Raw genomic sequence first — 18,330 nt, forward strand, 5'->3', positions numbered from 1 at the left:
ATCGGCTAACTACCATGAACCTTTTTATAAACCTCCCGCTGGCGCCCCCACAAGGCACTGAGCTTTCCAAACTGCCTTGCTAGCTTTAATCTGGCATGCATTTTTTTGTAAGGCACGCCCGACATAACTATTAACATGATCGATGACACAATAATCGCAGCTACAAACTTGAAAACCTCTGCACACCAGGCAATGAGACCAGGTTGAGATTTGCTGATAATACGAATATCACCGGCACCGATGCGATAGGCCCGCTCAATCGCCCATTTTTTGGTTAAACGTGATGCACCAAAAATTTCATGCGCCTGGGCTTCATGCGCAAAAGCAAATGTAGCGCCGCGCCGCTTAATGCGGGTAAAAAACTCTTTATCTCCACCACCGACCAGCGAATAGAACGGATCGAAACGTTCTTCAGGGTAAGCGTCGACAATATGGCGGCTAAGCAGTACGTTTGTAGTACCGGAAACCAGAGGGATGACTCCTGATGTGGTTTCTTCACTCTGATAGTAAATATTTAAACCTTTAGCCCACGCCGGCGGCGCCACTTCAAATTCCGGCGCGACACTACCACCTACTACATCAGCCTTAGTTTGTTGCTGCACCTTAACTAAAGCAGCAATCCACTGCGGCTCAACCCACTCATCGTCGTCAATCATCGCCAGCAAATCGGCCTGCATATTGTCAAAAGCCTCATGCATCAAAGCATTGCGTACTTGCGAAATACCGCGCTCATTCACCGCTATGGCTTTTAACGGCAGCGGATAACCTTCCGCCATTATTTGCTGCACAGTAACCAAACCCACACCACCATCGCCTTCGTTATCTGCAACTAATACCACAGGTTCAAAGCCGGCAACCTGTTTACTGATGGACTCCAGTAAACGCCGGACACCCTGCGGCCTTTTAAAGGTAGGTATGCCAATTACAACTTTAAGTTGACTCATATAATGTATCTTTCCCGACTCTGTTGCGGTACTCATGTTAACTTTGCCGCGCCATACCGTGTTTTACCACACAGTAAATGGCATGTGGATTAGTTAGCAAATAACGGACAAACAACTTACGCGGGTCGTTTGCCATACGAAACAGCCATTCTAAGCCGGCGTTTTGCATCCACATGGGCGCACGCGGATATTCACCGGTGATGTAGTTGTAGCAGCCACCACAAGAAATAATAACCGGCACCTTTAAACGGTGTTTGTTGCGAATGCAGAAAATTTGCTCTTTCGGCTTACCCAGCCCTACCCAAAGCACATCCGGCTTGGCGGCGTTAATGGCATCACAAATTGCCGTTTCATCGTCATCGCTGAAATAACCATGCTGGTGGCCCACTACGTCAAAATTAGCGTAGGTTTGCGCCAGTATTTCACCGGCTTTAGTTACCGAGACATCCTTGCCGCCAAGTAAAAAGTGTTTCAACTTACCGGGGTAAAAATTTGGAATATCGTGGATCATATCTGTAGTAGCTGTGCGTTCCGGCACGGCATTGGCTTTATTAAACCAACGCGAAAAACTGACTACACTCTGGCCGTCGGCATGTACCAGGTCGGCCTGATCCATTTGCTCACGCGCTTGTTTATCAGAATTATAAATTGAAATGGCATGGCCATTATTACTGAAAATAACAAAAGGTTCTGCGTTAGCCTTAGTTGCATAACCGGCACAAATATCGCCCACCAGCTGCGCTAATTCCTTACGCCCCAGCCTGGCGGTGTTAATACCACCGACATTTACCGTGTCAAAAACCGGCTTAGACATGTTTTTTCCTATCTGTTGTTCAATATAAAGCAGCCGGTTAAGGCTGCTTTAGCTGTGTTAGTTACCGCACGTTAAGACTGGGCTATCGCCAGTTCCAATTCGGCTCTTTTCAATGGCTCGTTAATCAGCTTTTGCATCTGCGCTTTTAACGGAGCGCCAAGTGTAGGGTGGCGCAGGCCGTATTCCATATTGGCAGTTAACAAGCCCAGCTTGGTGCCACAGTCGTGGCTTTTGCCCACTATGCGGTAAGCTTCCAGTTGCTCAAGTAAACGCAACTGGTGCAACGCATCGGTCAATTGAATTTCATCACCGGCGCCTGGTGGGGTAAATTCCAGCAGATCCCAAATAGCGGCAGACAGCACATAACGGCCGGTAATGGCGTAATTGCTTGGCGCCTCGTCCAACGCCGGCTTTTCTACCATATCGTAAATTTTAGCGGCGCAACCTGCGCCTAAATCGGTGCCGTTTAAATCAACCACACCATATTGGTTTACCATGTCGTGCGGCACCGGCTCTACCATGATCTGGCTGGCATTGTTTTCTTTGTAGCGCGCGATCATTGCTGCCAGGTTGTCTTTTTTCAGGTTGCTGTGGTATTGGTCTATCAGTACATCCGGCAGTAATACAGCAAAGGCGTTGTCGCCTACTACCGGCCTGGCACATAAAATAGCGTGACCCAAGCCCAGTGCCACCGGTTGGCGCACGGAAATAATGGTCACATTTTTCGGCACTATGGCACGCACCTCCTCCAACAGCTGACGCTTAACGCGTTTTTCCAGCGTAGCTTCAAGCTCAAAGCTGGTGTCGAAGTGGTTTTCAATGCTGTTTTTCGACGAGTGCGTGACCAGCACAATTTCAGTGATACCGGCGGCTACCGCTTCCTGTACTACATACTGAATAAGTGGGCGGTCTACTACCGGTAACATTTCTTTTGCCATCGCCTTGGTGGCGGGCAACATACGGGTACCCAAACCCGCAACCGGAATAACAGCCTTAGTGATGGCAGAGGTTTTTACTGCAGATAACGATGAAGGCATAGTACCGGTCCTTGTGATGAATGACAATTAATTAACAAAAATCGACACAACATTACAACATTCTGTACGAATAGACAAAGCGGGCACGGATAAAAGCGATAATAAGCGGCAAAAGCGCAATGCTGGTGCGGTAATCGTCCATGGCTGAAATGTTACATCTTGTCGAGCGTCGCAATTTTACGTACACAAATTGTAAAGTCAAAGTATTTTAACTGCTATTTATGACGCTCTGATGGCAAATTGCTACCGCGGTAATTGCAGCGCTTAGCCGCAGCCGCTATAGTCTGGCAATAACTTACTGATAACGCTGGTGTGTTACATATTGCGGTTTAGCCTGCAGCTCTCCTGTCCCTGGTATCTTACCGAAAGCTTTCGCCGTTTTTGCCGGCGCTTTAGCTATTGCCTGTTACTTTCTGTTAGCATACTGCTCAGTTTTCAGGTGTTTACCCGGGTAGAGCCTTTTGCGTTAAGTGATACATTACTGCAACAAACCGAACAGCGCTATGGCGACACAGCATTGCAACGGGTATTGCGTTGGCAAGCATTAATTAACAACAGCCGCGGTAACAACGACTGGAACAAGCTGCACAAGGCTAACGACTTTGCCAACCGCGAAGTAGCTTATGCCAGTGATGAAGCGCATTGGGGCAAAAGCGATTACTGGGCTACGCCGCTGGAGTCACTGCAAACCGGTGCCGGCGACTGTGAAGATTACGTGATCCTGAAGTACTTTATGCTGCGCGCTATGGGCGTGGAGGAAAACAAACTGCGTTTAATGTATGTACGCGCTCTGACACAGAATGAGCCGCATATGGTGCTAACCTACACCGAAAAGCCCGGCCAGTATCCACTGGTACTGGACAATATAAACCCGAAAATTTTGCCGGCGAATAAACGCACCGATTTGCGACCGGTATACGCCTTTAACGGCAGTGGTTTATGGATGGCAAAAGCCCAGGGCCTGGGCAATAAGGTGGAGAACAGTGCCGGTGTGGCACAATGGCAACAGTTGCTTGAACGGATAGAACATGGTAATTAACAATTTGCATACATTAAAGGAACAACAAGCGTGTTGAGTAAAGGAATCAGTCTAAGTACACAGTTTTATGCGCTGATCATTGTAATGACCTTTGTCGCCTTTGCCGGCAGCTTGCTTAGCAGCACGCTGACGCTGCGCGATTATCTTAACAGTCAATTAGGTTCACATGCACAGGATGCAGCCCATAACCTGGGGTTAGCGATCAGCAGCAGCGGTGGCGCCGACAAGGTACTGATTCAAACGTTAGCCAGCACCTTGTTCGACTCCGGTTACTATCAGCAAATCCGCTTTGTTGACAATGAAGAACGCGAACTGGTTAATCTGAGCCACAACACCAATGCTGCCGTTCCGCGCTGGTTCAGCGATGTTTTTGCGTTGCAGGCACCGATAATGCAAAGTGAAATAAGTGATGGCTGGTTAGTGCTGGGCACGCTAACAGTGCAATCTAACACAGTGCTGGCTGAACGCAGCCTGTGGCAACAAACTACCCGTAACCTGCTCAGCAGTGCACTGTTGTTTGCGCTGGCGGCATTGGCAATTCATGTTATTTTGCGTGCCCTGCTCAAGCCGCTGCGGCAAATAGTGCAGCAAGCCGAAGCCGTGGGCCGCAAAGAATTCCGGCAGAACCCCACCCGCACCGCTACCCGCGAGTTAAACCTGGTGCTAACGGCGTTAAACACTATGGTGCTGAATATCAGCAAGGTATTTAGCGAGCAGAGCCGCTATGCCGAGCAATTAATGCAGCAAGCCTTTTTAGACCCGTTAACCGGCCTGCCAAACCGCCGCGCGCTGCAGCAGCAACTGAGTAATTTGCAGCAAGACGCCAAACTTAATCACAATGCGCTTTATGTGGCAATGATCACCCTAAGCTCGCTGCAACAAACTAATGACGAGCAAGGCTATGCCAGCGGTGATGAATATGTGCAAAAAGCGGCCGGCCTGTTACAGCAGCTAAAGCAACAATATCCAAGCCTGCAGCTGTTCCGGCTGTCAGGTTCAGAGTTTGCTATTATTGGCGCGGCAGACAAAGCCGGTGCTGCAGAGCTGGACAACAAGCTGACACTGGCGCTGGAGCAAGAACACAGCCAGTGCTACAGCCTGGGCTTTGGCCGTGCGGTAAGTGTACTGGCGCAAGCTGCAGAGCCATTTAGTAATATTTTGGCCAGGCTCGATACGCTGCAGGCGCAAGACAGTGTGCAGCTGTTAAGCGGCAGCATGGCTACAGAAGCCGACTTGTGCGCGCCGGGCCGCCTGCAGTGGCAACAACTGATTGACCGGCTGTTGCACCACAACGACAGCAGCGATGCCAATATGGAGCTGTTGCTGCAGCCGGTAGCCGATCAGCAACATAAGCTACTCTATGCTGAATGTTTACTACGTTTTGTGGTAGACGATAAGCCCTTGTCTACCGCCGAAGTGCTGGCGATGGCTGCCAGGCTAAACCGCGCAGATACGTTAGAGCGGCAAATGTTGCAGTTTATTTTACAATCACTGCCGCAATTAGCCGGCGGTGCAGTGGCCATTAATATCAGCGAAGCGGTATTATGCTCGGACGATTTACGCCAATGGTTGTTGCTGCAACTTAGCCAACGCGCTCCCCAACTGCCGCCACTATTGGTAGAAATTGCCGAGCACAGCATTCTGCAACACCCGCTACAGGCCGCTCAATTTATAACCAAATTGCAACAATTGAAGATAAAAGTGGTGATTGAGCGCTTCGGTGCCAACTTAACCTCACTGCGGCATATTCAACACTTAAACATTGACTACGTTAAGCTGGATGCCGGATTTATCAATGACTTAGAGCAAGAAAGCAGTCGGTTTTTTATTATGACCCTGACACAAATTTGTCACAGTGTCGGCATTAAGGTTTTGGCCACACACCTTGAAAGCATAGACAGCTTGGAAGCCTGTAAACTACTGAATGTAGATGGGTTTCAGGGGTTCGTTTTAGGTGAGATCATAAATTTTACCTTTTTAAGCAAAAAAGGGGATGCCAATAAAACCAAAATGCAATATACTCTGAAACAAGTTTTTAACCCCAAAGGAGATACCTATGATGCTTCGTAAAGCTCTGGTGCTGGGTACCGCTTGCACAATGATGTTGTGTTCAGCTACGGTATTTGCACAGGACATTGCACAAACGACTGATGTTGCTGTTGTTCAGACTACTGCTGAATTTGCCGCTCAATTAGCGGCTGCACCTGAAAATGCTGCGCAATTAATTGCTGATGCTATTACTGCAGCCAACGGTGATGAAGCCGCAATTGAAGCTATTTTAGCTGCTGCTGCAGACGCAGGTGTTGAAGCCGACGTTATCCTGGCTTCTGCAGTAAGTGCCGGCGTTGACCCAAGCTTAGTGGCTCAGGTTGTTGCTGATACGCAAACGGCTGCAGCGCCGGTTGCACCTGGTTCACAAGGCCTGCAAACCGCTGCTTCTGTAGCGCCGGTTGCTTTGCCCGCGCCTGGTGCACCTGGCTTCGGTGGCGGCGGCGGCGGTGGCGGCGGTACTATTTCAGGTAACTAAGCCTCTGTTTGTTGCGAAAAAAGGGCCTTTGGCCCTTTTTCTTTGCGCAGGATTATTTTAATACGGATGTTACGTAGTCTTTGATGAAAACACAGCACAGCACTTTAAGCCGCTTCATCCCCCTACTGTTAGGCTTTATTATTATCTGGGCCCCCATACCGCTTGGCTCTAACCGTATTTGGGCCTGGTCTGTGTTACACAGTTTAATTGCCGTTGCGGTATTACTGCACTGTATAGTGGCATTTCAACAGCGTCAGCCGTTATGGCGCGAGCGTTGGATAGGCCGCTTTCTTGCTGTGCCGGCCTTTACTGCCCTGTATATGTGGCTGCAGTGGTTGGATGTTATTCCCGGCCTGTCCACCTTTGATGCTTATCACACCTCTATGCTGGCGCAACGCACCTTTTACCTGCTGCTGTTTTTATGGCTGTTGTGCCAGTACACCGATTCGGTAACCCGGATCAAAGCCATATTAATTGCCATTGTTAGCGCCGGCTGCATTCAAGCCTGTTACGGCAGTATGATTAATTTAGCCGGGTTGGAGCAATCGCCGCTGTTCGGTGTCATTGAAGCTGACAAAGCCCGCGGTAGCTTTGTGTATCAGAACCATTATGCCAATTACCTGGCATTGTGCCTCAGTATGGCCATTGGCTGGATGATCAGTGAGCTGAATGTAGATAAAGTCAGCGGCAGCCGTAAAGCCAAATTACGCGAAGCCGTCAGCACCTTACTCAGTGCTAAAATGCTGCTGCGCCTTGCCGTGATAGTAATGATTATCGGCTTAATTTTAAGCCGCTCGCGTATGGGCAACAGCGCCTTTTTTGTCGGTCTGGGCGTAACGGCGCTGCTGGCGATTTTTTGTTATAAAAAGCCGCCACGGCTGCTCAAACCGTTAGTGTTAAGTATTTTTGTGCTGGATCTACTGATAGTCGGCGCCATGTTTGGTGTAGAAAAAGTAAAACAGCGATTGGCAGAGACCAGCTTTGCCGGCGAAACCCGCGATGAAGTGGTGCTGCACAGCTTACCGCTGCTGCAACAGCATTGGTTAACCGGCAGTGGCGCCGGCAGCTTTTACACCGTTTTCCCGGCGCAACAGCAAGGCGTATACACCGGGTTTTACGACCATGCCCACAATGAATATCTGCAGTTCAGTATAGAGCTGGGCATACCGCTTACGCTGTTGTTAGGCGCCTGGCAACTGTATGCGCTATGGTTATGTATACAGACCATGCGTAAGCGCAATACCCGCCTGTATAAGGGGGTTGCCTTTGGTGCCATGATGGCCAACCTGCATATGCTGCTGCATAACACGGTGGACTTTAACCTGCAAGCGCCGGCTAATGCGTTGTTATTTGTCAGCATTCTGGCACTTAGCCATCTGGCTTACCATAACAACCAACCGCAGCGCGCGGTTTAACAACAGGCCACTTTAACCCACAATTAATTCAATATTAAATTTTTACATTAACAACTGTTGTACCATAATTACCGAAACAGACTGATCGGTACAACCTTTGATGAGCCAATGGATCCAGCAGCTAAGGGATAGCGACAACAGCCAGTATCTGGTTTATCTGTTACTGCTGCTGATATTCGCCGCCGATAGCCAAACCCAGCTGGGCTTTGCGCACGGCTTTTTATATGCACCTCTGCTGCTGTTAGCCAGCCTGGCGAATAAAATCCGTTTGTTAAACACCTGCTTTTATAGCGCCATACTGCTGATTATTCTTGGCATTTTCACCTCGCCTGCCGCGCCGCAAGGCTTTGCTTTCGGTTATGTTGTTGCCAACCGCCTTGGTGCCTGTATCTGTTTACTGCTGATTTATCTGCAAATGCGCGCAGCTATAGTGCTGCAGCTACACCAGGCGCGGCAACAAGCTAATCTGCAGCGCCAGCAACAACAGTTGCAATTAATTAACCAACTGACACATTTCGGCCGCTGGACGCTGGACCCGCACAACCATATGCTGTTGCTGTCTGCTGAAGCCAAAGCGCTGTTGCCATCGGGCAGCCGCAGCCGGCTGACACTGAGCCAGTTCAGTGCGTTATTTCACAGTCCTTACCAGGCGGCCTTGCAGCAATTGCTCAGCGACTGCATTGATCTGAAGCAGGCCTTTGATATTGAGTGCGCTTACCGGCTGGATAACGACAAAACACATTGGCTGCGTATTGTCGGCTATCCGGCCACAGACAGCGACACCGGTATGCACGGCATAGTGCAGGATATTAATTCCGCCCACCAAATCAGTATGCGGCTGGCACAGCAGCAACAGCGGTTTAAACAATGGGCCGACAGTATGCCCATTTTTGTCTGGACCGCAGACAGCAGTGGTAGCGTTACTTTTGTTAACCAAACACTGACGGCATTTTGCGGCAAAACAGAGCAGGAGCTGTTAGATAACTGGCTGGAGATAGTACATACGGAAGATCGTGACGCCGTTATGTCGCACTGGCTGCACTGCGTACAAAGCGGCGATGCTTACAGTATAGAATTTCGTATGCGCCGGCTGGACGGGCATTATGTCTGGCATCTGGTTAAAGCGGTTGCCGTGTACGACACTGATGGCAAGATTGAAAAATGGCTCGGCTCTGCCATGGCGCTGGGGGCAGCAGCCAAACCCGGCGCCGCTAAGCCTTATAACGTGCTGTCCGGCTGATACCAATCTGTCCAATTGCGGCTGAGCATAAACACACTATAGCTGGCAAATTCTGCCATCAGCTTGCTGTAAAAATCAAAGTTGGTCAGGTTAACGGTAACCAGGCAATTGAAACCACAATTAACACGGCGGAAAGTTTGGCTGGACGTTGCCACCACCTTAGCGCTGAAACCATGGTGCGCTGTCAGCTGTGATACCCGCCAGGCATGAAAATCACTGGTAAGAATATAATCCGGCTTAAGCTGCGGCCTGGCCGCCAAGCTGTTAAATTCTTTATAAGTATTGTCGCCGCCGAAAAAACAATCAATGGCAAAATCACCCGGCATAGTCAGTAAATAATCAACATAAGGCCGGCAGTAACGGGTGGTAATAAGCACGCTGCCGCCATGCGGCATTAACGCGGACAGTTGCTGCAAGCGCGCTTTGGCACAGGCTGGTAAGGCGCTGTCAGAACCGCCGCAGCCCAGCACCACTACCGTGCTGTCTGCACTTAAGGTGTAGGCGGCGCTATAACTGCCGTACCAGGCCCGCACCTGATTAGCTACAAAACTGTTGCCGGCCAGATAATAAAACACCAGCAACAACCAGAGGCCTTTTTTACGGTAGCACAGGCAAGCCAGCAACAGTCCGTACAGCATAAGATTATGCGGAAACATTAAGGGTTCAAGAATATCTTTCATCAGCACTCCTCTTGCCGGCGGCGCTTTGCAACAACAAAGCATTACATAAGGCCCAGGGCAGCCACAGCATGCCGGAAGTCAGAATATGCCCGGCCAGCGACGACACCAGCAGCAACAACAGGTTTAACACTAACAGACTGCGCCCGGCACCACTGGTACGCAACTGCCAGCTATGACGGATAAACACAGCAAATACCAGCACAAATGTCAGCAAACCGGCGATGCCGTGAAAAACCAGTAAATCAAACCAGTCCAGCTCGGCAAAGTATTTTTTCAAATACAATGCGATGCCGCCCTGACCTACCCCAGCCAGGCGCTGCCAGTCGCTGTAGTGGTCAGCTGCGGTTTGCCAGATGCGGCCGGCATAATAGTCACGCGACGACAATAAGATACCGCTGATACCACGCTGCTGATAGACAAAACTCAGCTTGTCGTAAATGCCGAGTAGTCTGAGCAGGTATTCGCCGTTTAACAGCAACAGCATTAATAACAGCAGCGATAACGCCGCCATTATTGCGATAACACGGCGTTGCCGCTGCCAAAATGCCGCCGGCTGCATCAGCAGCGGCACCAATACCACCAGCACTAACACACCGAACAAGCCGGTTTTGGTCAGCAACAGCACTGCCAACACCAGCGCGCAGACACTGATTAGAGCGTAAGCGGCTTTATATTGCGGCCAGCTCAGCACCAGCAAGCCGCAACTGATTACCAGCAGTACGGCGGATAATTCATTGGTGGAGTAAAAAAAGCCTTTAATGCCCAAAAACGACTGCGCCACGCCATCCAGCGGCTGATAAGCGGTAAAGCCCAGGCCGGCAACGCCGGCCAGCACATTTAGCAACAATACCAGAGCACTGATATACAGCGTTTGCTTTAACAACCGTTTTGCCGGCGCGGGTTGGCGCTGTTGCAACGACAGCAGATAAACAAAAGCCAATAGCGGGCTGACCGCTTTAACCGCCAGTTGGATGTCGGCCAGCATCCAGCGTGTAGCAACAACAGGCCAGTGCATGGCCGGCCCTGCCAACAGCAGCAGTAACAGCGCCAGCAGAGCAAACGCCAACCGGGGTTGTTGCAGCAGCAATGTCAGCGCCATCAGCAGCAACACAACAAACTTATAACCAATGGATAAGCCATAACTGCTGCCATGCCATTGCAGCAAAGCACCATTTAAGCAATCAAGCGCTAAAAACAGCGGGATCAGACAGCACAGCAGTTTATCAATGCTACTTTGCAGCTTCGTGATCAGTAACAGCGACGGCATTATTTTTTAAACAATCCAGCCAGGCCCTTACTAAACACCTTAATGCGCCAGCGACTGAGCACACCCAGCTTATGCTTAATAAAGTAGCGCCACTTTAACCGCACCAAACCATAACGGCTGCTGCTGAGTAATTGCGCCAGCGTCAGCGGAATTTGCTCCATGCTTTGGCGGTAAAACATCTGGTTTTGCAAGTTGCGCTCGCTCATATGCACACGGTGCTTGGCAACAAACTGTTTATGCGCATCCAGCCGTTTCGGTGAATTGGTAATGCGCCCCAGCTCATGGCCAACATTTACCTTGTAGCTGGCATCAGCAATACGCAGCGCCGGTCCGAAGGCCTGCACTACCCTTACCCACATATCGTAATCCTGAAACGCGGCCAGGCCGGTATCAAAACCGCCCAACTGCAGCATGCGCTCGCGCCGCACCAGCGCCTGATTAGACAGCGTATGTAAATCAAGCAATTCAGGAAGATTGACCACCCTGCGCTCAGCATACAGCTTTTTTTGTACCGTACCGTAATCCCAGATATAGCCGGAGCAAACACAGCTGTATTTGTCGTTATAAGCGCTATACAAACTGCTTAAACGCCAAGGCAAAAACTCGTCGTCGTCGTCAATGCCGGTAACAAATTCGCCTTTAGCCTCGCTAATAGCGCGGTTACGCGCCGCACAGGCGCCCTGCCCGCTGGCCTGGCGGAAAAAGCGGATCCGCTCGTCATTAATGTATTTATTGGTCAACACCGCCCAGGTATCATCGGTAGAGGCATCATCGACTACCAGCAATTCAATATTGGTGTAATCCTGCGCCAATACCGACTCAATGGCGCGTATTGCCATCTGCACACGGTTAAAGGTCGGCATATAAACACTGATCAGCGGTAACGGTTGCGTGCTCATGTTGTTAGCTTCCATAGCGTTAAATTTTACCGGTCCAATACCACCAGACGTAGCGCAGCAAACCCAATTGCCGGCCAATACGGCTGGGTTGTGATAACAGGCGATAGGCCCATTCCAGATTCAGCTTACACCAAAGCGGCGGTGCCCGTTTTACATTGCCGGTAAATACATCGTAAGTGCCTCCCACGCCCATATAAAAACAGTCCGGATGCTGCGCCCGAATACGCTGGATCAACAGCTCCTGCTTCGGCGACCCCATAGCTACACTGACAATACGCGCACCACTTTGCTTAATTTGCGCAATCAGCGCCGCTTCATCTTTAAAGTAACCATCTACCGCGCCCACCAGAACGGCCTTTTGTTGCAGTAATTTAGTTGCCGTTTGCCGGTTAACCTCCGGTGTGGCCCCAACAATAAACACCGGCACCTTATAGTGTGCCGCACGCAGCATTAACTGCTGCCACAGCTCGCAACCAGGGATCCGCTGTACTGCCCGCTTCAGCCGTTTGCGCATCACCTTTACCACGCCGATACCATCTGCATAGCGGATATCCGCCGCAGCAATAACAGCGGCAATTTGCGGTTCACGCATTGCGGTTAATACTTTTTCCGGGTTAATGGCAATGGCAGAGCCGGCGTAGACACTGCCGTCTTCGCGCACTATGTAAGCCAGTAACTGTGTCATACCGGCAAAGGCCGACACCTGCACCGTCCCTATGCTCACCTGTGGCGGTGCCGTGGCAACGGAATTATCCGGCATCATGCTATTGGCGTTGCTTGCATTCATCGTAAAACATCCTGATAAAGCTGTTGTAATTCGGTGATCACCCGACTTAGCAGATATTGCTCTGCGCTGCTACGGGCGGCCAGCTGCAGTTGCCGGTATTGCAGATCTGATAGAGCAAAAAACTGTGCCAGCGCATGTTCCAGCGCGGTATGCAGTTGCTGCTCTGTGCCCTGCTGGCTGATAAGAATACCATTGTCACCGTGGTTAATCTGCTCTGCTGCACCGTCGGTATGGGTAGCAATAACCGGGGTGTAGCAGGCCATGGCTTCAGCCATCACCAAGCCAAAGGCTTCATGGCGTGACAGGCTGATAAAACAGCGCGCCTGGCTGTATAACTGTTTTAACGCCTGGCTGTCTTTTGGCCCTACTACCAGCACATTGGGAAAACGCCTGGCAGCAGAATGCAGTTTATCCAGCCAGGGGCCGGAGCCGGCGATCACCAGTTTTTTATCCTGTAATTGCGGCAGCAAGGCCAGTAAGCGATCCATGCCTTTGTTGTGATCCAGGCTGCCGACATACAAGATATCGATGCTTTTATCCTGCCAACTCAGCTGCTGTGCCTGGCCAAACAGCTCACTGATACCGGCCGGCAATACTATGGCGCGTTTTAGCGGTAAACTAAACTGCCGTGCCAGCGCTTTGCTGGCAAAAATCCATTGGTCTACCTTTGCCGCGCACCAGCGATAAGCTTTACCGGGCGGCTGATATAAGTAAATATCACTGCCGTGGCAGGTAACGACAATCTTCACTTTCGGGTTGCGCAAGGCTTTATACAGCATCGCCAGCCAGATAGTGGGGTAAAAATAATGCACATGCACAATATCAAAACGGCGCCGGCTAATGACAAAGCGCCAGAGAAAATCGAGCGCAAAAACCGGATATTTCAACCACTTGTTCAGCAAAGAGTCACTGTGCCAGCGCATATAATGATACGCAGGGTTAAGCGCTGCCAGCGCCCATACCTGATTGTGGACAAACTTGCCCTGAAACGGTGATGATGGCTTGGGGCCCATATTACTGATAATTAAAATGTTGCTCTTTGCTGCCTGCACGCTGAAATATCACCCTGAACCGCTGGCGGACTGTGTACAATACTTGTTGTCAGCCGGAAAAACACTTAGTTTATAGCGCATTGCGCTACAACCGGAATAGCGCCAGTAAAACCGATTGTAGCTGACGCCCGGCTGAATAGCTGTTCACCCTGACGTAACCAGGATAGTTAAATGTCTGAATATATTAGCCTTTATGTTACTGCCTTGTTCGCTGCCATCGCCGCCATCGCGGTATTATATCCGTTGTCGGTGCGCGTAGGTCTGGTGGATGTACCGCGCGGTCGCAAGCAGCACCAGGGCGCGGTGCCATTGATCGGCGGTATTGCCACTTACTGCGGCCTGGCCATTGCAATGCTGCTGTTTGCCGACAGCAACATACAACCTGTGTATTACCTGGCCTGCAGCGGCGTTATTCTGGTATTGGGCGTGTTTGATGATTACCTCGATTTAAGCGTAAAGCTGCGCCTGGCAGTACAAACCTTAGTGGGCCTGGCGATGACTTACAGCCTGGATTTGCATTTGGCCAGCCTGGGCAACCTGTTTGGCTTTGGCGTAATAGAGCTTGGTGTGCTGGGGCTGCCGGTGACGCTGATTGCCGTTATCGCCGCGATTAATGCCTTTAACATGACCGATGGCATAGATGGCCTGGCCGGTATGCTCAGCCTGGTCAGTTTTATCAGCATCGCTATTTTTATGGCGTTATGGGGCCAGCAGTTGTATGCCGGTTTTGCGCTGGCGTTGGCACTGGCACTGCTGCCCTACCTGGCGTGTAACCTGAATTTAGTGCCCGGCCGGCGTATTTTTATGGGTGATGCCGGCAGTATGTTAATTGGCCTGAGCGTGATCTGGCTGCTGATTATCGGCACCCAGAGTGAGAGCGCCAGCTTTCGCCCGGTTACCGCACTGTGGATCATTGCCATTCCGCTGATGGACATGATTGCCATTATGGTGCGCCGCATCCGCAAGGGCCAGTCGCCGTTTCAGGCCGACCGCGAACACCTGCACCATATTTCATTGCGTTTGGGCTTAAGCTCACGCGAGTCGTTGGCGCTTATTACCGCGCTGGCCTGTATTTGTGCCTGTATCGGCATTATCGGCGAATACCTGCTGCTGCCGGAGCCGCTAATGTTAACGCTGTTTATCGCGCTGTTTGCCGCTTACCTGTATGGGCTGCAGAACATCTGGCGTATTATCTCGCACTTTCGCCATAAGCGACTGCACAACCGCCAGCCAAGGGCGGTAAAGTAACGCCAGTGAAGCAGCCGTCATTAAATAAGGACAGTTAAGTAGTGAACATCATTAGAAAGCTGTTGCAGGCCCGCGCCACGGCGATGCTGGGTGACAAAATGGTTAAGCTGGCTGCCGGTGCGGTACTAACGGTATTTGTTGCCCGCATGCTGGGCGCCAGCGAGCTGGGTGTGTATTCCATTGTGATGGCCTGGAGTGCCTTTTTGGTGCCGATAACCAGCATGGGGCTGAACAATATCGTAGTGCGCCAGATGGTAAAACACGACAGCGGCCACGATGCAATGACCATGCTGTACAGTGCCATCAGTATCCGGCTGGGCCTTGGCATAGCGGGCGGCAGCCTGATGTTGCTGGCGTTTTATCTGCTGTATCCGGCCATGTTTAGCGGCAATACGGCTGTTGCCATTCCGGTACTGTTTTTGTTGCAGGCATTTTTCGGCTTTTTACTGTTTGAATTTTACTTAAATTATCAGGGCACCTTTCGCACGGTGGCCTATGTTAAATCGGCTATATCACTGCTCAGCTTTGGCGTTAAACTCGCCCTGCTGTACAGCGGCTTTGGTATTGCCAGCCTGCTGCTGCTAACCGGTATCGAGTTTTTTCTGGTTGGCATGGCACAGTACGTTATTTACCGGCGCAAACTGCAGCCGTTTAGCAAAGATGAAGCACGCTGGCCGGGCTATCATCCGCGCTGGTTTAATTGGCAGCAGGCTAAACAGCTGCTGCGCCGCTCTTCCTGGTTGTGGTTGTCCGGCATAGTGTCGGTAATTTACCTGAAAATTGATATTGTTATGATTGGCTCTATTGCCGGTACCGAACAGGCCGGTATTTATGCTGCCGCCAGCCGTTTATCTGAGCTGTGGTATGTGTTTCCGGCTACCTTAGCCGCACGCTACTACCCGGATATGCTAAAAGCTTATCAACTGGGCAAAACCAGCTACTATCTGAAATTACGCCGCTTTGCGCTGCTGTTTTTCAGCGCTGCCTTTGCCATAGCGGTGCTGATGTCGCTGGCCGCGCCGTGGCTTATCAGCCTGTTATTTGGCGACAACTTTGCCGCTGCCGTTGAGGTGCTGCGTATTCATATCTGGGCCGGTTGTTTTATCTTTGTGCGTTATTTGATCAGCCAGCATTTACTTATTACCGAGCAGGAACCGCTGTCGCTGCTCAGTCACGGTATCGGCGCTATCCTTAATGTCGGGTTAAATTTATGGCTTATTCCAACCATGGGTATTGTAGGCGCGGCCTGGGCAACGTTGATTTCCTACGCCTATGCGTCGTTGTTTTTTCTGCTGCTGGCAAAGAGTACCCGCGCCCAGCTATGGCAACTTATTACTGTGCGTCGCACAGACACTCACTGACAAGGTTTTTCTATGAGCAAACCACTTTTCGTTGAAATTAAAGGCGTGCAGTTTCGCAATAAAGGCGCTTACTTAATGCTATTGGCCAGCCTGGAAGGGTTAAAAGGCATTAAACAACCGGTAGAACTGGTGTTATCACCCGGCCCTAACCTGCCCTACGTTGAGCGTGCCCGGTTAGGTGCCTGGCAAAAGCTGTCGTTTCGCCGCGGTGGCCTGGATTTAACGCCGTTAATCGGCAAGTTACCGGGCGCAGTACAGCAGCTGTTTAACCGCTACGGCATGGTAAGCGAGCAGCAAGTTGATCTGGTGCTGGAAGCCAGCGGCTTTGCTTATGGCGAGCAGTGGCCACTACGCTTTTTGCAAAACACCGCTAAAGAAGTAGTGCGTTTTGCCAAAGCCGGTAAACCTTTTGTGTTTATGCCACAGGCCTTTGGCCCGTTTAAAACCGACGACAGTAAAGCGGCGATGCGCGATATTATTAACCACGCCAGGTTAATTTTTGTGCGTGACCCGGTGTCGTTACAACACTTGCAAAGCTGTGTTGCAAACCTGCCGGACTCGGTAGTATTAACGCCGGACTTCACTGTGGGGTTAACCGCTCGTGCCAATGCTGAAATACCGGCTTTAAATGGCCCTTATGCCGCACTGATTCCGAACAACAAAGTGGTATCCAGCTTTAACCACGCCGGTGCTGAGCAGCAGCGCACTAACTATATTGCCGCCTTTGCCGCTGCCGCCAATAAACTGGCCGCCGAAGGGTTACAGTGCGTACTGGTAAACCATGAAGGTAAAGAAGATGCACAATTGTGCGCAGAAATAGCGGCTAAAGCGCCATGCCAGATAGTGCAAATTGACGATCCGCTGGCGGTAAAAGCCTTTATCGGTCAGGCGGAACTGGCGATAAGCTCACGGTTTCACGGTGCGGTAAATGCGCTAAGCCAGGGCGTGCCCTGCATTGCCACCAGCTGGAGTCATAAATACCACGCCATGATGACTGACTTTGGTATGGCTGATTATTGCGTAACAGAACTGAGCGAGCAGAGTTTGCTTAGCGCGCTGCAACAGTTGCTGGATAATAAAGCCAGCCTGGCCGCTGAGGTAAAACTTAAAGCGGCCGGGTTAAAACAGCAAAATGCCGCTATGTGGCAGCGACTGTATCAGGCTATCGGCTAGTGTGTTAACTGACACCGGGTACAAACAGCGGCACTTTTAAGGTGTTATCCACTTTTTCAGCGCCACCGCACATTTCATCATAAGCTGACAGATGCACTAAATACGCTTTGTAAATAGTGCAACGGTCCAGCGCCAGCTTCACTTCATCTATGCTGTGAAACTGCTGTGGTTTGTTATCTGCATCAACTAAAAACGCTTTGCGGCCGTCATAGTCGGCCTCAGCCAGATACACACCCATTTCAAACGAGTGAATGGTCAGTTCATTGATGCGTACACCCTGATGATTTAAATGATTAGCACGATGATAAGGCATGCTTAGGCTCCTGTTTTCAGGTTGGCGTTATATCTGCAATGTTATTGCTGTAACAACATTGCTTCTACGACGCCGGCTGAGGTTCAGATCTGCCGGAGCTGAACCCGGATACTACTAAGTATAGCCAGGTTTAACTATTACCAAATTGTACTATGGCCAAATTGCACTGCGCTGACGCCAGCCCCAATGCCTGCAGTTTTTAGCTATCGCGTGGGGCCTGGCAAATTTCTGCGTTAGTTATGGGCGGATTTTCCCATCAGCAGCAGCCATACACCTGCCATTGCCGATGCAGCGCCGAGGATCAGAAACCAGGTGGTAGAGTCAGTAAAGCGGCCGGTAACGGCTTCTGTTACCTGCTCGCCCAGACTTTCAGATGCCTGATATCCAAAGAAAAGCAGCAGTACACCCACAACAAGTAATACAATGGCCAGGATTCTGTTATTTATCATGTTAATCTCCTTCCGGTAAATGAAACCTGTGTTCTGTTGTATAAAGGTAACGCCGGCCGGGGCCAGCGTTACCTGAAGCGGACAG

General features: G+C 50.6%; 18 protein-coding genes. 8 read left to right on the top strand and 10 right to left on the bottom strand.

Annotation, left to right across the window (positions count from 1 at the left end; translation table 11 throughout):
• Nucleotides 1–5: 5 nt before the first annotated feature.
• The 3 genes from ACTZWV_RS10045 to galU form a co-directional block, all read right to left on the bottom strand.
• The gene (locus tag ACTZWV_RS10045) at nt 6–944 is read right to left on the bottom strand and encodes a glycosyltransferase family 2 protein (protein ID WP_444786417.1); all 939 of its coding nucleotides are present in this window, start codon (nt 942–944) and stop codon (nt 6–8) included.
• A 37-nt stretch (nt 945–981) separates the two neighbouring features.
• Nucleotides 982–1,758: a WecB/TagA/CpsF family glycosyltransferase gene (locus ACTZWV_RS10050; protein ID WP_444786418.1), complete on the bottom strand. Its 777-nt coding sequence runs from the start codon at nt 1,756–1,758 to the stop codon at nt 982–984.
• A gap of 71 nt (nt 1,759–1,829) precedes the next feature.
• Nucleotides 1,830–2,795 carry a UTP--glucose-1-phosphate uridylyltransferase GalU gene (gene galU, locus ACTZWV_RS10055; RefSeq protein WP_444786419.1) on the bottom strand — a complete coding sequence of 322 codons (966 nt, stop codon included), beginning with the start codon at nt 2,793–2,795 and terminating at the stop codon, nt 1,830–1,832.
• A 310-nt stretch (nt 2,796–3,105) separates the two neighbouring features.
• Between galU and ACTZWV_RS10060 the strand changes: the two genes are divergently transcribed.
• The 5 genes from ACTZWV_RS10060 to ACTZWV_RS10080 all read left to right on the top strand — a co-directional run bounded on the left by ACTZWV_RS10060 (nt 3,106) and on the right by ACTZWV_RS10080 (nt 9,016).
• Complete coding sequence (locus tag ACTZWV_RS10060; protein WP_444786420.1) at nt 3,106–3,834, top strand: transglutaminase-like cysteine peptidase; 729 nt, start codon at nt 3,106–3,108, stop codon at nt 3,832–3,834.
• Nucleotides 3,835–3,864: 30 nt separating this feature from the next.
• Nucleotides 3,865–5,904 (top strand): bifunctional diguanylate cyclase/phosphodiesterase, encoded by a 2,040-nt coding sequence (locus ACTZWV_RS10065; RefSeq protein ID WP_444786421.1) that lies wholly within the window; start codon nt 3,865–3,867, stop codon nt 5,902–5,904.
• A complete protein-coding gene (locus ACTZWV_RS10070; RefSeq protein WP_444786422.1) occupies nt 5,891–6,361 on the top strand; it encodes a hypothetical protein in 471 nt (156 codons plus the stop codon). Before ACTZWV_RS10065 ends, ACTZWV_RS10070 begins: the two co-directional genes overlap by 14 nt.
• An 83-nt stretch (nt 6,362–6,444) precedes the next feature.
• Nucleotides 6,445–7,776, top strand: a complete 1,332-nt coding sequence (locus ACTZWV_RS10075) for an O-antigen ligase family protein (protein WP_444786423.1) — start codon at nt 6,445–6,447, stop codon at nt 7,774–7,776.
• Nucleotides 7,777–7,876: 100 nt separating this feature from the next.
• Entirely contained in the window at nt 7,877–9,016 is a 1,140-nt protein-coding gene (locus ACTZWV_RS10080; RefSeq protein ID WP_444786424.1) for a PAS domain-containing protein, read from the top strand.
• Here the strand turns inward: ACTZWV_RS10080 and ACTZWV_RS10085 are convergent.
• From ACTZWV_RS10085 to ACTZWV_RS10105, 5 genes are read right to left on the bottom strand one after another with little or no spacing between them, the layout of a single operon-like run.
• Complete coding sequence (locus ACTZWV_RS10085) at nt 8,995–9,696, bottom strand: hypothetical protein (RefSeq protein ID WP_444786425.1); 702 nt, start codon at nt 9,694–9,696, stop codon at nt 8,995–8,997. The genes ACTZWV_RS10080 and ACTZWV_RS10085 overlap by 22 nt on opposite strands.
• Nucleotides 9,680–10,963, bottom strand: a complete 1,284-nt coding sequence (locus ACTZWV_RS10090) for an O-antigen ligase family protein (protein WP_444786426.1) — start codon at nt 10,961–10,963, stop codon at nt 9,680–9,682. The genes ACTZWV_RS10085 and ACTZWV_RS10090 overlap by 17 nt, the downstream gene beginning before the upstream one ends.
• Complete coding sequence (locus ACTZWV_RS10095; RefSeq protein WP_444786427.1) at nt 10,963–11,862, bottom strand: glycosyltransferase; 900 nt, start codon at nt 11,860–11,862, stop codon at nt 10,963–10,965. The genes ACTZWV_RS10090 and ACTZWV_RS10095 overlap by 1 nt, the downstream gene beginning before the upstream one ends.
• 19 nt (nt 11,863–11,881) lie before the next feature.
• Nucleotides 11,882–12,649 carry a WecB/TagA/CpsF family glycosyltransferase gene (locus ACTZWV_RS10100; RefSeq protein WP_444786428.1) on the bottom strand — a complete coding sequence of 256 codons (768 nt, stop codon included), beginning with the start codon at nt 12,647–12,649 and terminating at the stop codon, nt 11,882–11,884.
• Nucleotides 12,646–13,701, bottom strand: a complete 1,056-nt coding sequence (locus tag ACTZWV_RS10105; protein ID WP_444786429.1) for a glycosyltransferase family 4 protein — start codon at nt 13,699–13,701, stop codon at nt 12,646–12,648. The genes ACTZWV_RS10100 and ACTZWV_RS10105 overlap by 4 nt, the downstream gene beginning before the upstream one ends.
• A 171-nt stretch (nt 13,702–13,872) precedes the next feature.
• Between ACTZWV_RS10105 and wecA the strand changes: the two genes are divergently transcribed.
• The 3 genes from wecA to ACTZWV_RS10120 are packed head-to-tail and all read left to right on the top strand — an operon-like array spanning nt 13,873 to nt 17,483.
• The gene (wecA, locus tag ACTZWV_RS10110) at nt 13,873–14,949 is read left to right on the top strand and encodes a UDP-N-acetylglucosamine--undecaprenyl-phosphate N-acetylglucosaminephosphotransferase (RefSeq protein ID WP_444786430.1); all 1,077 of its coding nucleotides are present in this window, start codon (nt 13,873–13,875) and stop codon (nt 14,947–14,949) included.
• Between the two features lie 41 nt (nt 14,950–14,990).
• The gene (locus ACTZWV_RS10115) at nt 14,991–16,310 is read left to right on the top strand and encodes a flippase (protein ID WP_444786431.1); all 1,320 of its coding nucleotides are present in this window, start codon (nt 14,991–14,993) and stop codon (nt 16,308–16,310) included.
• A 12-nt stretch (nt 16,311–16,322) separates the two neighbouring features.
• Nucleotides 16,323–17,483 carry a polysaccharide pyruvyl transferase family protein gene (locus ACTZWV_RS10120; RefSeq protein WP_444786432.1) on the top strand — a complete coding sequence of 387 codons (1,161 nt, stop codon included), beginning with the start codon at nt 16,323–16,325 and terminating at the stop codon, nt 17,481–17,483.
• A 4-nt stretch (nt 17,484–17,487) separates the two neighbouring features.
• Here ACTZWV_RS10120 and ACTZWV_RS10125 read toward each other — a convergent pair whose 3' ends face one another.
• Nucleotides 17,488–17,796 (bottom strand): DUF6482 family protein, encoded by a 309-nt coding sequence (locus ACTZWV_RS10125; RefSeq protein ID WP_444786433.1) that lies wholly within the window; start codon nt 17,794–17,796, stop codon nt 17,488–17,490.
• Nucleotides 17,797–18,029: 233 nt separating this feature from the next.
• On the bottom strand, nt 18,030–18,245 hold the full coding sequence (locus ACTZWV_RS10130; protein ID WP_444786434.1) for a DUF3185 family protein: 216 nt from the start codon (nt 18,243–18,245) through the stop codon (nt 18,030–18,032).
• Between the last annotated feature and the right edge of the window lie 85 nt (nt 18,246–18,330).

It is taken from the genome of Rheinheimera sp. NSM (genome assembly GCF_052380015.1).
GTDB lineage: Bacteria > Pseudomonadota > Gammaproteobacteria > Enterobacterales > Alteromonadaceae > Alishewanella.

What these genes read in the sequence shown, in the direction of transcription:
- ACTZWV_RS10045 (WP_444786417.1), bottom strand. Translation starts at nt 944, where the DNA reads ATGAGTCAACTTAAAGTTGTAATTGGCATACCTACCTTTAAAAGGCCG.
- ACTZWV_RS10050 (WP_444786418.1), bottom strand. Translation starts at nt 1,758, where the DNA reads ATGTCTAAGCCGGTTTTTGACACGGTAAATGTCGGTGGTATTAACACC.
- galU (WP_444786419.1), bottom strand. Translation starts at nt 2,795, where the DNA reads ATGCCTTCATCGTTATCTGCAGTAAAAACCTCTGCCATCACTAAGGCT.
- ACTZWV_RS10070 (WP_444786422.1), top strand. Translation starts at nt 5,891, where the DNA reads ATGATGCTTCGTAAAGCTCTGGTGCTGGGTACCGCTTGCACAATGATG.
- ACTZWV_RS10075 (WP_444786423.1), top strand. Translation starts at nt 6,445, where the DNA reads ATGAAAACACAGCACAGCACTTTAAGCCGCTTCATCCCCCTACTGTTA.
- ACTZWV_RS10080 (WP_444786424.1), top strand. Translation starts at nt 7,877, where the DNA reads ATGAGCCAATGGATCCAGCAGCTAAGGGATAGCGACAACAGCCAGTAT.
- ACTZWV_RS10085 (WP_444786425.1), bottom strand. Translation starts at nt 9,696, where the DNA reads ATGAAAGATATTCTTGAACCCTTAATGTTTCCGCATAATCTTATGCTG.
- ACTZWV_RS10090 (WP_444786426.1), bottom strand. Translation starts at nt 10,963, where the DNA reads ATGCCGTCGCTGTTACTGATCACGAAGCTGCAAAGTAGCATTGATAAA.
- ACTZWV_RS10095 (WP_444786427.1), bottom strand. Translation starts at nt 11,862, where the DNA reads ATGAGCACGCAACCGTTACCGCTGATCAGTGTTTATATGCCGACCTTT.
- ACTZWV_RS10100 (WP_444786428.1), bottom strand. Translation starts at nt 12,649, where the DNA reads ATGAATGCAAGCAACGCCAATAGCATGATGCCGGATAATTCCGTTGCC.
- wecA (WP_444786430.1), top strand. Translation starts at nt 13,873, where the DNA reads ATGTCTGAATATATTAGCCTTTATGTTACTGCCTTGTTCGCTGCCATC.
- ACTZWV_RS10120 (WP_444786432.1), top strand. Translation starts at nt 16,323, where the DNA reads ATGAGCAAACCACTTTTCGTTGAAATTAAAGGCGTGCAGTTTCGCAAT.
- ACTZWV_RS10125 (WP_444786433.1), bottom strand. Translation starts at nt 17,796, where the DNA reads ATGCCTTATCATCGTGCTAATCATTTAAATCATCAGGGTGTACGCATC.
- ACTZWV_RS10130 (WP_444786434.1), bottom strand. Translation starts at nt 18,245, where the DNA reads ATGATAAATAACAGAATCCTGGCCATTGTATTACTTGTTGTGGGTGTA.